A 13,873-nucleotide genomic window follows, 5' to 3' on the forward strand; every position below is an offset into this window, starting at 1 on the left:
ATTGCCTATTGCAAAATTAACGCAACTTCCTTAGCAAAATAAGTCAAAATTAAATCCGCACCAGCACGTTTCATACTGGTTAGAGTTTCCAACATCACCTTTTTTTCATCTATCCAACCTTTCTCACCAGCAGCCTTAATCATGGCATATTCGCCACTCACGTTATAAGCAGCTACAGGTAGATTTGTTGTCTTTTTCACCTCACAAATAATATCTAAATAAGCCAGCGCCGGCTTAACCATCACCATATCTGCACCTTCGGCAATATCCAAAGCTACTTCCTTGATGGCTTCCCTAGCATTAGCAGGGTTCATTTGATAAGTCTTTTTGTCCCCAAATTTTGGCGCAGAATCCAAAGCATCCCGAAACGGGCCATAATAAGCTGAGGCATATTTGGCAGAGTAGGCAAGTATTCCCACATCGAAGTATTCAGCAGCATCAAGAGCTTTGCGAATCGCTCCAATACGCCCATCCATCATATCTGAGGGAGCGACAATATCAGCACCTGCTTCGGCCTGGGATAGTGCTTGTTTGACCAAAACTTCTACAGTAGGGTCGTTGAGAATGACTCCATTTTCCCCCACAATACCATCGTGACCTTCGCTAGAATAGGGGTCGAGGGCAACATCAGTAATGACGACAATATCTGGTACTGTTTGTTTAATCGCTTTTACAGTTCTTTGTATTAACCCATCTGGGTTGTAGCTTTCGGTGCCAACGTTGTCTTTTTTAGCTTCCTCAACTAGGGGGAATAAAGCGATCGCATTAATTCCTAAATTATAAGCATCCTCTATTTCTTTGAGCAGTAAATCTAGAGTATAGCGATAACTTCCTGGCATGGAAACAACCTCGACTTTTTGCCCTTCTCCTTCCATCACAAATAATGGATAAATTAAATCGTTAACTGTCAACTGGGTTTCCTCAACCATACGTCGCAAAGCAGGAGTGCGACGAAGACGACGGGGGCGCTGTACGCCGGGAAATTCTGTGGAAAAATTTGTTTCTGTCATGGGTAGATTAGTTATCCTAATAATTTTGATAGTCATTAATCATAATCAAAAATTGACATCTAGTCAATAGAGATTAGAGAGCTACAAAAAGTTAGCATTTTCAGTAAAGAAGGGCGGAAAAATCAAGGGACTATTGGACTACCTCCTCATTTTTTGATGAAAAATTTAACCTTTTCTTCCACTCAATAAGCTAGGAATTTTTATAAGTTACGGTTCTAAAGAAAAACTTTGGCTGTGTTACCTTGTAATTTTCTTTTAACTTAGAAGTTTTTTGTGATCGCTTGAGTTGAGCAAAGGCTGTTCGCTAGATGAACGGAAAACTGAAGCAATCAATGCTTCAAGCATTCCAGTATTTTTCTGATCTGAATTATTCACTAAAACTTCTGGAAGTTTCAATTCAGCAAAGTGTTTTATTTTTTCTAAATCTAAATATCCATCGCGACCCAGGTTATCAATCATGGCTTGCAAAAATTCGATTTTTGCTTGATTTTCCATCTTAGTCGCGTCAAACTTGGCTAAATTTTTACATTTTTGTGCCATTGCCTCTAGCTCGGCAATCTCTACCCCATGTTGGGATCGAACCAGTTCTCCCTGAAGTTCCGTTAGTGCCTGAGTATAGGCAAGTTTTTGCTTTTCTTCCTCAGCCTCCCGCTCTTTTTTCAAGGTCTCTGCTATGAGTTCAAACTCTTTTTGTCTAGTTAGTTCCTTCTCAACTCCATCAGGCAAATCGATTTCATTAATAAACGTGCCGACAGCTCTAACGCCATAAGCATCAAGTGCGGAACTAATGAAATCAATTGCATCTCTTTGTCTGTCACCTCGATTGTGATGAAAGTCCAGTGCCTCGTAGTCCTGAGCGGAATTACGAAAGTGAGTGCCGACCATTGGCCCTATAACTCTGGTGACGAGATTTTTAATAGAGCTAAATTTCATGGGGTTTACAGAGTTATCGAAACGAGCGACGGTTGGATTCGAGACTCCAACTAAGAGGGAACCTACGCGGGAGAGCATTTTGGGAGCGTCTTTGCCCGCGATACTGATTACCTGCGTCACCTCCATACCAAAAGCAAATCCATCTTTGGAGCGAAGCTTTAAAGCCAGAAGTTGCGAGTCGTAGTTGCTAGCTGGCTTGGGTTTGTTAGACCAGTCGAGGGTAATTTCATGAGTGGGGACGATTTCCACTCTCTGCACTTTTGGATTGATGGGATATTTACCTGGATAGAGCGGAGTTTTCAAAACCCCTTTGTATCCGCAGTCAACAGGCTCGTCTTGGGTGTGGGGATTCTTACCAACATCAGAAATGATAACCCCGACATGCCCTGCGGGAATATCGGTTAATGGCACTTGTTCGACCTTGACGAACCAGGGATTGAGATACCAAGACCCCGATGGCAGAACTTCCTCTTGTAAGCCTTTGTATCCATCAGCATCAATAAATTTCTGACCGTTTTGGAAGTTATCGTGATCTGGTATAGGCGAACCGGCAATTTCTCCCTCTGGAAGGGGTATTCCGTCCTCAGTTTTCACAATACCAATCTTATCTGAATCAATGACGCATACCCGCAAGTCTTTGGGACTCATGCGATGTTGCGTCGCGTTGGCTGTAGTGATGACGGTGAACAGCTTGGTATTGATTCGGTAAGTGGTATCCCTCAAAATACCAAGCTGCCGACCTGTCTGACCATGTTTCAAAAATGCCCGGGCATCTTGGAAATCATCGCAGTTGACAACTTTACCCAACATTTGTCCAGGTGGAATAGATTCTCCATCTTGAGCAATCACCAGTCCGATTTCTCCTGGGGGAATCTGAATCTCTTTTTCCTTGAGGATTTTGTAGAACCAAGGATGTCGGAAATGTAAACCGGGACACAGCACATCAGGTTGCCAACCTGTTTCTCCTTTGAGAGCAATTCGTTTGTTCTGGGGTAAAGAACCGCGTCGAGGGGCAATTTTTTTGTAGACTATCCCAATTTCCCCATCCCTAATGAAAACTCTGCTTTGCCAAGTAACGATCGCCACGGGAGTAACTATTATTCCACCCAGCAAGACGAGCCACACGATTACACCCCCTCCCTCTCTACCGGTTTGAGCTAAGACGAGAGGTTTGTTTAGAGAGATTAACCTAAGCGATGGACTCAGAGCAGTTGAGCGATCGTAACGAGTGGGTTGTGACGTAACATTTAGATCTGGCTCAACAGCTAAGGAGCGTGTCTGAAAATTATTGGTTCCAAAGATAATCCCGATTGTTGCTAGCCCGATCAATGCCACTTTTTTTAGAGAAACTCTTGAAGATTGCATAGTTTAAATTCCATTGAAATTGGTTTGATTTTTGTCTAATTTTTCAATCTTTGAGCATATGTGTTTCCGTTGAAACTACTCGACAAACAAGCGCTCAAACGAGGTAATAAATGATTAAAACTGTCTTTTCGCAATCCAAACCACCCACCCGGATTGTTCGGATTTGTAAAGAATAAAGATGGGAGATGTCCTTCTGGAGCATCTGAGGTAAACTCCAACTCCTCATTTTTGAGCCATTCATTGTTTTTGCGCCAACCGACGCGATCGCAAAATTTGTAGAAAATGTTGTTATCGAATTTACCTAGCTGACCTCCAACCTGAGACCAAATTTGTTGCTGTAAGCTTAATCCAAATTGACCTTTGCTATACTCTATCCATAATTTGTCGATCTGTTTGAGGTCGGGGCAAGGCAACACATCGATGTCTTTTACTCGTAACCAACCATTCGTTTGCCGATCGGCAAGTTCGAGCAGAACTCTAGTTGTTTCTATATCTGCCTCTTTCCATTTTTCTGCTGCTAGAAGATCGCTTAGGTGGGTGTAGTTTGCCAGAGGTTCTGGAGGTTCGGGAGGTCCTGGTTCTGGAGGTTCGGGAGGTTCTGGTTTGTCCTTTTTCTTGAACCAGTCTTGGCGCATTTGATGGAGGTTTTGATAAGTCTCCTTTTGACGGCTGCCTAAAACGTCCAACCTTGTTTGCATATGCTGCCAGTAGTTTCCAACTTCCTGTGTTTGAGATGGACCCACATTCCGCACTTCACAATGTAACACATAAGGTATACATGAATCATCATCAGAATTTGAGCCAACAAATTCAACAAATTAATTCTATAAAACATAAAAAAATGAATGTCATCAGTATTGTTGGTGAACCAGGGAGTTTTGTTGGCAGCAGAAAACACGGGAACAATTACGCTCCAGTTGAAAGCATCAATCAATTTTCATGATCGCAGGTAGTGCGATGGTGCTCCGCACCGTCCGGAGGATGATCACCGCTCATTAAAATCACAGATAATATTTTTGACAAGCAGAGGGTAAAAACTTTAAAATCAAGCTCCGTTCTTCAGTGAGATTAACTACTTTTTTGGATTGATTTATAGTTAGCAAATGAATGCCTTGAAAGCATTGAAATATCCATCTTAATGTGGGGGTATTTGTTAGTTTTCCTAACTGATTCTTGACTGCATTATTGGTTCTTGTTAAAGTATTTCTCAACTCTCTTTGGCCTTTTTTAAAGTCATTGGCACTCTAGTTATCCATTTTAAGTTTGAGATTAACTGGAGATTCTCTTGGCTATATAAGGCACTATCACAGACCATAATACTATCTAGTTTTATTTGTTTTTTGACCTCAGTTAAAATTTGACCAAATACTGCTTTATCTGATTCATTACCATCAGCATTCCTCATAAACAATGGTATTCCACTATCACTACTGACAACTAAATCTAATACACATTGTTTTAAATCTGGTCGATGGTCGCGAGAATATCCTTTTGTTATTAATATAGGTCTTTTTTGATCATTTTCAGAAGATTCAATTTGATTATATTCTCCATGTAAATGAAATGATGTTGAATCTAAGTGAGCATATTTAGTCTCTATGTTAAATTTTTTAATAACTAATAATCCTATCTCTACAAATAAATTTGTTAGTCCTAATTGATAGGTATTATCCATGACTCTACCAATTTTATCGTCGTTTAAATATTCACCTGAGATATCTATTCCTAATAATTTTTCTACCGCCTTGTCTTCAAAAAACTGACTAAACAAATATAAAGGACGTGATACCATTCCTAATCCGTTGATAATTAAAGCTTTAATTACTTGGCCTGATGTGATTTTCTCTCGATTATCTACTCCTAAATTTTGGTTAATTATTTCCACAATTCCTATCTCATCAATTAGTCCTGCAACTATTCCTAAGTGGTCGAGATTTTTAATTGTTATTTCTTCCATCTACTGACATTTTTTTTATACTAAAAATTATGAGATCATAAAGCTGATGATCTCATCTGAAGTCACTAAACACCATAAGTAATTCTACTTAATTAAATACACAAGTTTTATGTAACCTCTTGTAATATAATTTGAAGTGCGGAATGTGGGTTAAAAGCTAAACCAGAGCGACCACAAAATAAAATTAAGATTAGCATTCTTCATTAAAACCGTTCTAAACTGAATAGGCAGTGTAAATAGTTTGTAAGGCTCTTTGCACAATATCTTCATCTGAAAGTGCCGATAAGGCTAAAGCTGGTGGCCCCCCATTTAAAACCATAATGATAGGCTCTTTAATGTATGGATAAAGATTAAACCATTGGTTAAACTGCCCCGGAGGAAGATCGTTTTCTGGAGTTAATATCCAGGTAGTTGATAAATCCCAGAATGGCTCATCGAATAACAAATAAACTTTGTCTAAAGTCCCCATTCCGAGTCGATCGATAGCTTGCTGCTTATTTTTGGGCAATACAGGATTGAACTTGATATCTCCTGTTTTGAGTACACCAAGGGGGACTGTTACCAAAACCGCATCAAAAGATTGATTATTAATTTTCTCAAAACCCAGTGTCACCCCTTTTTGAGTTCTCGAAATTTCCTTAACCAGTGTATTCAATTTAATTTTGTAGTCTCCCTTGAAGGCTGCCAAAATACCTGCGTATCCATCTGGGAATATGACATCGGGACCATCATAGTCGTTCACAAAGAGATAAGCCAACTGATTGATTTGATCTTCATTTGTTCCAGCCGTGTGCTGGATACTAACAACATTTTCCAACCATTCTGGGGCATCGCGGTCTCTAATTTTACGCCCACCACGTCCTCGAATAATGTAATCCTCTTTTTTAGTTTGGATAAGTCGCCGATCCAGCCCCTCGGCCAAATTCACAAGGGGGTTTCCGTTTATCCCATGAATCCAACTAGCTCCCAGTTCCAATGGTATTCCCAGTCGGTCATCTGTCCATATCCGTCCACCAATGCGATCGCGTGCTTCAAACACAGTAACTTCTCTACCATTTGTGGAAAGTTTATGTGCTGAGGCAAGGCCGCTCATTCCGGCACCAATAATTGCAATCCTATCAGCGCTACGTTCCAAAATTGAGTTAGCTGCCCGAAGCCCAGATTCGTAGGCAGAATGAACTGTACTGTTGTACTTTGGAAAAGTAGCTTCGCCAGCAAAAAATATCTTCTTGTCAATGGGCTGCTCTAGGGCACGAATGTCACTGCGCGAAGCTCCCTTTGGGATGTATGAATATGAGCCGTATGTGTAGCGATCGCGACTCCAATTGGTTCGGATGTAGCCTAAAAGCTTTTGTTTTTTTGCCTGAAAACCCTCCCAGGGTAAGAAATTCAAAAGTAAGCTACTGGTAACTCCATGTAGTAATAATCGTCGATTCATTTTTAGCTAGATTTATCAAAGAGTCATTAGTTACTTTATAGCGCTTTTCAGATTGATGAACCACATCGTTACAACCAAAACCTTGTAGGGGCGTTTCGCTGCGCGACATATAAAGCGGAGCTTTGCGCCAGCAAATGGCCATTCGCCCCTACTGTAGTCTACCGACATGAAAACTGCTGTAACCTAAATTTGATAAATATTAAGTATAGTCAAAAAAGTGTTTGGGAAAGGTTGAGCGATCGCGTATCTGCTATAATTTTCCGTATTTAGATTCCACAAAATTCTCAATCTGTCGAACTACTGATTAGAGAGCTACAAAAAGTCAGCATTTTCAGCAGAGAAGGGCGGAAAAATCAAGGAGGAATGTTTTTTTCTACTGAGAACTTTTTACTGTCCAATAAAATTTGTACAACTTATTTTTACAATCCTATGAAGAAAAAATTGATTATTCTTTTAAAGAATATTTCCCTTATATATGTGGGTCTATTTTTGTTGAGCTTAATTTTTGCATTTTCAATCCCATTACCTTATTTTGATTTTGGAGAAGTCGTCGATCTACAAAAAGGCTGCTATCGGACGAATGATGATTTTATAGTGGATCATATTGAGTGTCGAGGTTTGCCCATAAATGGGTTAGTGAAGTTTTTTTTGAATTTCTGGATGCGCTTGTTAGTTTCGGCAGCTTTGGCATTTCATTTTACTGAGGCTGCATATTCCACTTTGCTATATTGGTCTCCCTTATTTTACTTGCTATGGTATGCAATAAAAGGGCGGCATTTAACCAAATAGGACTCTTGAGCATCAGTAATAATTTTGAGATTGGGAAAGTCGGTAGCAAGGCAAATTTGGTCAACCTCACTGCGACTATGAGGCAGATAGGAACAAAGATACCCATCACCCGCCACAAATAACTTCAGGTGCTGCACATCAACCTTCAGTCGGTCGGTTTGCATGGGCGTTGTTAGACCAGGATCATATAGCGCTGTGCGCAGGCAACAGGCAACAGACAACAGGCAACAGGGGGAATAAAAATCTGATAATATAAGACTTTTAGCTATTGGACACCTCTTGTAATTTGTAAATATGCCAGCGCACATTGCTATACATCTTGAAGAGTAGATAGATTGAGTGATGGGATTGCTACATATAGTAGCAATTGAAATTCAGAAAGAAAATCTTTATAATCTGCCTCTTGAGTCTCACGTTACGTCATCCTTTAGCATTTAGTCATCAACCGTAATTTTCTGAGAAATTGGATTCGAGGCCACTTATGCCAAAGCTATTACAAATCGGGGAGTTGGCAAAACAAACCGGACTATCCATTCGGACTTTAAGGTACTACGACGAAATTGGTTTGCTGGTGCCCTCGCACCGTACTGAGGCGGAGTATCGACTGTATAGCGAAGCAGACATTGCAAGACTACAACAAATTTTGTCGTTGCGACAGTTGGGTTTTTCACTCAAGGAAATTCGTGAATGTTTGGAGAATCCGGATTTCTCCCTACCAAATGTAATCAATCTGCATTTGGCGCAACTCCAAGAGCAGATGGCTGTGTCCCAGTCGCTCTTTACCAAGCTCAGTACCCTAGCCCAACAACTCGAAACCTCTCAAACCGTTACGGTTGACGATCTCTTACAAATAATGGAGAACCTTACCATGACTCAACAATATTTGACCCAAGAACAACATGATTTGCTCGAAGCCCGATTGAATGCGGGGAGCAATGATGAGCAGACCGAGTGGCTAGATCAGGCGCGATCGTACATGACCCAAGGTCGTGACTTCAATGATCCAGAGGTGCGGCTCATGGCATTTCAGTTTCGTAACGGCCTCTATGGATTAGTCGGTGGTGATCTGCAACTCTATGAAGCGCTGATGCACGTCTATCAGAAAGAGGGAGCTGAAGCCGCTACCTTAGGAACCTTAGATGCCCCCACATTAGACTATCTTCTCAAGGCGATAGCGATACTGTCAGTGCGGGAAGACATGGAAGAGTTTTCGTTAGACCCCTTGACTCCCGAAAGCCGTGAAGTGTTGATTCAAGGCCAGAAATGTATGCGGGAGCTACACCTCGACTTCTTCGGTACAGAAGGGCTACTTTTAGGGCTGCTGGTTGTCGAAACATCCTCAGCAGCACAAGCCCTAAACAACCAGGGGGTGGATTTCGTTATTGCCCAAAATCTCCTCCGAAAGTTGTTAGCTAAACACAAGGTTTCTGATACAAAAATCCCCTCTTATATGAAAAATCTCATCCGAAAGTTGTCAGCTAAACACACCGTTAAATTACCAAAAATTCCCTCTGATACAAAAACCCCCCCAGAAATTCCCTTTACACCCCGTGCCCACCGTGTCATGGAGCTAGCGACTGAACAAGCAGAACAGCAAGGTCACGCTCAGATAACCCCCGAACATCTGTTACTCGGTCTTTTGCGAGAAAGTGAGATGGGTGGTAAGTCAGGTGGCGGTTTGGCCATGCGCATCCTACAAGAGTGCGGAGTAGACTGCCAGAAGTTGAAGCAGCAGCTTAACAGTGTCTGAGGAGAAAGACGCAGACCTAACGTTTATTATGTTTTCTCCATCATGTGGTGACAAGCTCATGGGGTGTCATTTCAGTTATCAGTTAACAGTTATCAGTACCTCCTGCTGTTTGTGTAGCATTCCGTAGGAAACCAGGAGGCTTGAAATAGGGAATATTCTTTTTTTATCCTCTTAAAAGAGGAGGTTTGAGACCCTTTTTTTTCGTTCAATAAGCTTGAGTGCTTTGCAGGGAAAGCTTTTGAAGCTTACTACTCCTGAAAATATTTCTCCCTTAATCTTGAGATTTTCAGCCTTGAAGAGCACACAAAAAGGCTATAAGGCTGATTCTTTTATGATGCGATCGCCACCTAGGCACTTGCGATGACTAGATTATGAGTTGATTTTTCGGCAGTTTATCATCTAAAAGGCTTGTCCTGACTGACTTACGAAGGGATTTTTCCCAGCTGAACCCAATACGGTCAGCCTGTTGTCTCCGGTGCAAATTCTCACTGGTGTTTATCTGACTGGAGTATTGTTACCTTGTCTAGTTACTCTGTTAACGATTGTGCCAGAAAAGTCTCTTCGATTTGCCTTATTGCTGTTAAGTAGGCAGGCGATCGCTACAATCTTTTTTTCTCTATTACTTGCTTGGGCAGGAATATTGATTAAAAGGTCAAAAGAATAGCCCAAAATCCTTGATGGTGATGGCCCGAATCCGATACAATTGTAAATAAATAAAAAGTATTTTTATGTTATCTTAATTATGAGAATAATTATCATTCTCATACATAATTATCCTCCTCAACTTTCCAAGCCGAATTGCTTTGGGGTTAAAAAGGTTGCAGGAGAAGTCCAAGACCAACTATAACCATTACGACTATGCTAAGTATTGAAGCTCCCAAACCTCAGTTAAAGACTTCATTTCTCGAACGCCTCCAAAATCCGGATCGTCCAGTGGTAATCTTTGATGGCGCGATGGGAACTAACATCCAATCCCAAAACTTGACCGCCGAGGACTTTGGTGGACCGGAATATGAAGGTTGTAATGAATATTTAGTCATCACCAAGCCAGAAGCAGTGGCCAAGGTCCATCGTGATTTTCTCGCAGCAGGGGCGGATGTTGTCGAGACTGATAGCTTTGGCTCTAGCCCCTTAGTTCTCGCAGAGTACGATCTAGCCGATCGCGCCTACGAGCTAAGTAGAAAGGCGGCAGAATTGGCTCGCCGTTGTGCGGATGAGTTTACGACTCCCGAAAAACCAAGATTTGTCGCAGGTTCCATCGGTCCAGGAACCAAGCTACCCACCCTCGGCCATATTACTTATGATGAATTGAGAGCCAGCTTCATGGTGCAAGCAGAAGGTCTCTATGACGGGGGTTCCGATCTTTTCATCGTGGAAACCTGTCAAGATGTTCTGCAAATTAAGGCAGCATTGAGTGCGTTTGAGGCGGTATTTGCCAAAAAAGGTTCGCGAATCCCCTTAATGGTGTCCGTGACTATGGAAATCCAGGGAACCATGTTGGTGGGGACTGATATCTCTGGGGTACTGGCAATTCTGGAACCCTTCCCCATTGATATTTTGGGGCTAAATTGTGCCACTGGTCCCAATTTGATGACTTCTCATATTAAGTATCTGTCAGAAAATTCCCCCTTCCCCATTTCCTGTATTCCCAATGCGGGGCTACCAGAAAATGTTGGCGGTCAGGCAGTTTATAAAATGACCCCCGAAGAATATACAACTGCCATGACAGGGTTCATTGCCGAACATGGGGTTCAGATTGTCGGGGGGTGCTGTGGTACGCGCCCAGCACATATTCAAGCTTTAGCCGAGGCTGTGGAATACACCACACTAAAAGAGCGTTCGGTGCGAAAAAATGCCGTGGGGGAGCTTCGAGAACCCATCTCCTATACGCCAGCAGCAGCTTCCATTTATTCCGCCCAAACTTATGAGCAGGATAATTCTTTTTTAATTGTTGGTGAGCGATTAAATGCCAGTGGTTCTAAAAAAGTCCGCACGCTGTTGAATGAAGATGATTGGGATGGGTTATTGGCGATCGCTAAATCCCAAGTCAAAGAAGGCGCGCATATGCTGGACGTAAACGTGGATTACGTCGGGCGTGATGGAGAACGGGATATGCGAGAACTGGTGTCGCGACTGGTGACTAATACGACTCTTCCACTGATGCTTGACTCCACCGAATGGACCAAAATGGAAGCGGGTCTCAAGGTCGCTGGGGGCAAATGTTTGCTCAATTCCACCAACTATGAAGATGGAGAAGAGCGATTTTTTAAAGTGTTGGAACTGGCAAAAGAATATGGTGCAGGAGTTGTAATCGGCTGTATCGATGAAGAGGGAATGGCTCGAACCGCCAAGAAAAAATTTGAAATCGCCAAACGGGCTTATGAGGATGCCCTCAAGTTTGGGATTCCACCCCATGAAATTTTCTATGATACCTTAGCCCTACCGATTTCAACTGGGATTGAGGAGGATAGGGAAAATGCCAAAGCAACCATCGAATCAATTCGACTGATTCGGGAAAATCTGCCCGGTGTTCACTTTATGCTGGGGGTCTCTAATATTTCTTTTGGCTTGAGTCCAGCCACTCGCATCACCTTAAATTCTGTCTTCCTGAATGAAGCGATGAAAGCTGGGATGGATGGTTCGATTGTCTCTGCTGCCAAAATTTTGCCCTTATCGAAGATTGACGAAGAACATCAACAGATATGTCGCGATTTGATTTATGACAATCGCAAATTTGAAGGGGATATTTGCACCTACGATCCGTTGACGAAACTGACGGAAATTTTTGCGGGAGTGAGTGCAAAAGATGCTAGATCGAGTGCTTCCTTAGCAGATTTGCCCATCGACCAACGCTTGAAGCAACATATTATTGATGGCGAGCGGATTGGATTGGATGATGCGTTAAAGGCAGGTTTAGATGCAGGTCATAAAGCACTGGATATCATCAATACTTTCTTGTTGGATGGGATGAAGGTTGTGGGTGAACTGTTTGGCTCTGGTCAAATGCAATTGCCCTTCGTATTGCAGTCAGCGGAAACTATGAAATCTGCAGTGGCTTTCCTCGAACCCTACATGGAAAAAATCGAAGGAGAGGACGAAGATCGCGGTAAAGGTAAATTCCTGATTGCTACCGTTAAAGGGGATGTCCATGATATCGGAAAGAATCTGGTGGATATCATCTTGACCAATAATGGCTACAAGGTGGTCAATCTGGGCATTAAACAAGCCATTGAGGCAATCGTCGAAGCTTATGAGCAGCATCAGCCTGATTGTATTGCCATGAGTGGCTTGCTGGTGAAGTCTACAGCATTTATGAAAGAAAATCTGGCAGCATTTAATGCTAAAGGTATTACAGTTCCAGTGATTTTAGGCGGTGCAGCACTAACACCAAAGTTTGTGTATGGAGATTGTCAAGATACTTACAACGGGCAGGTGATTTACGGTAAAGATGCTTTTGCCGATTTGACCTTTATGGATCGACTGATGCCCGCCAAAGAACAGCATTCCTGGGTGGATACCGAAGGCTTTACAGGGGAATTCGCTCAGTTTAACCAAAAGGGACGCAAGGCGATTGAAGATTCAGATCGAGAACTCAATGGTGATGGGTCCAAATCCGATGGAGAACTCAATGGCGATGGGAAGAAATCCGATGAACCCACTGTCATTGATACCAAACGCTCGGAAGATGTGGCGATTGATATCGAACGTCCTGCGCCGCCTTTCTGGGGGACGAAAATTCTTCAGAGTGGCGATCTAGATTTAGAAGAACTGTTCTGGTACATGGATTTGCAGGCACTGTTTGCTGGTCAATGGCAATTCCGTAAACCGAAAGGTCAATCTCGCGAGGAATATGATTGGTTCCTGGCATCAAAGGTTCATCCGATATTGGAAGAATGGAAGGAAAAAATTCGCACAGAAAAATGGTTGGAACCCACTCTAGTTTATGGTTATTTCCCCTGTGCAGCGATCGGCAATTCTGTTCATGTTTACGAGCCTAGTGTTATCGAGCAGGGGTTAACACCGAAAACAGCAACCCCGTTCGTCACTTGGACATTCCCCCGTCAGAAATCCGGGCGTCGGCTGTGCATTGCTGATTTCATCCGCCCCCTCGAACAGGATAAGTTTGATGTCTTGCCTATGCAGGCAGTCACTATGGGAGAAATTGCCACCGAGAAAGCACAGGAACTCTATAAAGACAACAAGTACACCGATTATCTGTACTTCCACGGGATGGCGGTGCAGTTGGCGGAAGCTTTGGCAGAATGGAGTCATGCCAGGATTCGGCGGGAATTAGGTTATGGGGATTTAGAGCCTGATAACATTCGCGATGTATTAGCCCAAAGGTATCAGGGATCTCGGTATAGTTTTGGCTATCCAGCTTGTCCGACGGTGATGGATCAAGTGCCACAGTTGCAATTATTGGGATGCGAGCGCATTGGGATATCAATAGATGAGAGCGAACAGCTTTATCCAGAGCAAACGACCACTGCTTTTGCCACCTATCATCCTGTCGCTAGATATTTTAGTGCTTAGAGCGATCGGCAATGGGGTCGCGCTGAAATCCAGGCGACCTCTAATTTTTCTTGATAATTGCTAGGGGCGTATCCAAAGGTTGGGGGAGAGAGCGTGCA

The 13,873-nt window shown here is 42.7% G+C and carries 8 protein-coding genes and 1 pseudogene; 3 read left to right on the forward strand and 6 right to left on the reverse strand.

Annotation, left to right across the window (positions count from 1 at the left end; translation table 11 throughout):
- Positions 1 to 5 precede the first annotated feature (5 nt).
- From hemB to F6K27_RS04085, 6 genes and pseudogenes are all read right to left on the reverse strand, one after another.
- On the reverse strand, positions 6 to 1,010 hold the full coding sequence (gene hemB / locus F6K27_RS04060; protein ID WP_287279065.1) for a porphobilinogen synthase: 1,005 nt from the start codon (positions 1,008 to 1,010) through the stop codon (positions 6 to 8).
- Between the two features lie 255 nt (positions 1,011 to 1,265).
- Positions 1,266 to 3,308, reverse strand: coding sequence for an SPFH domain-containing protein (locus F6K27_RS04065; RefSeq protein ID WP_287279052.1), 2,043 nt, complete (start codon positions 3,306 to 3,308; stop codon positions 1,266 to 1,268).
- A 35-nt stretch (positions 3,309 to 3,343) separates the two neighbouring features.
- Positions 3,344 to 4,075, reverse strand: a complete 732-nt coding sequence (locus F6K27_RS04070; RefSeq protein WP_287279053.1) for a GUN4 domain-containing protein — start codon at positions 4,073 to 4,075, stop codon at positions 3,344 to 3,346.
- Positions 4,076 to 4,521: 446 nt separating this feature from the next.
- Positions 4,522 to 5,265: pseudogene (locus F6K27_RS04075) on the reverse strand (IS1634 family transposase); the annotation flags it as partial.
- A 214-nt stretch (positions 5,266 to 5,479) separates the two neighbouring features.
- Positions 5,480 to 6,703, reverse strand: coding sequence for a flavin monoamine oxidase family protein (locus F6K27_RS04080; protein WP_287279054.1), 1,224 nt, complete (start codon positions 6,701 to 6,703; stop codon positions 5,480 to 5,482).
- Positions 6,704 to 7,446: 743 nt separating this feature from the next.
- Positions 7,447 to 7,656: a hypothetical protein gene (locus F6K27_RS04085; protein WP_287279055.1), complete on the reverse strand. Its 210-nt coding sequence runs from the start codon at positions 7,654 to 7,656 to the stop codon at positions 7,447 to 7,449.
- A gap of 317 nt (positions 7,657 to 7,973) precedes the next feature.
- On the opposite strand from F6K27_RS04085, the gene F6K27_RS04090 reads away from it, so the two are divergent.
- The 3 genes from F6K27_RS04090 to metH all read left to right on the forward strand — a co-directional run bounded on the left by F6K27_RS04090 (position 7,974) and on the right by metH (position 13,775).
- A complete protein-coding gene (locus tag F6K27_RS04090) occupies positions 7,974 to 9,242 on the forward strand; it encodes a MerR family transcriptional regulator (RefSeq protein ID WP_287279056.1) in 1,269 nt (422 codons plus the stop codon).
- Positions 9,243 to 9,717: 475 nt separating this feature from the next.
- Positions 9,718 to 9,906 (forward strand): hypothetical protein, encoded by a 189-nt coding sequence (locus F6K27_RS04095; protein ID WP_287300842.1) that lies wholly within the window; start codon positions 9,718 to 9,720, stop codon positions 9,904 to 9,906.
- Between the two features lie 194 nt (positions 9,907 to 10,100).
- A complete protein-coding gene (metH, locus tag F6K27_RS04100) occupies positions 10,101 to 13,775 on the forward strand; it encodes a methionine synthase (protein WP_287279058.1) in 3,675 nt (1,224 codons plus the stop codon).
- Positions 13,776 to 13,873: the final 98 nt, after the last annotated feature.

The organism is Okeania sp. SIO2F5, assembly GCF_010692685.1.
In the GTDB taxonomy this organism is placed as follows: Bacteria; Cyanobacteriota; Cyanobacteriia; order Cyanobacteriales; family Microcoleaceae; genus Okeania; species Okeania hirsuta.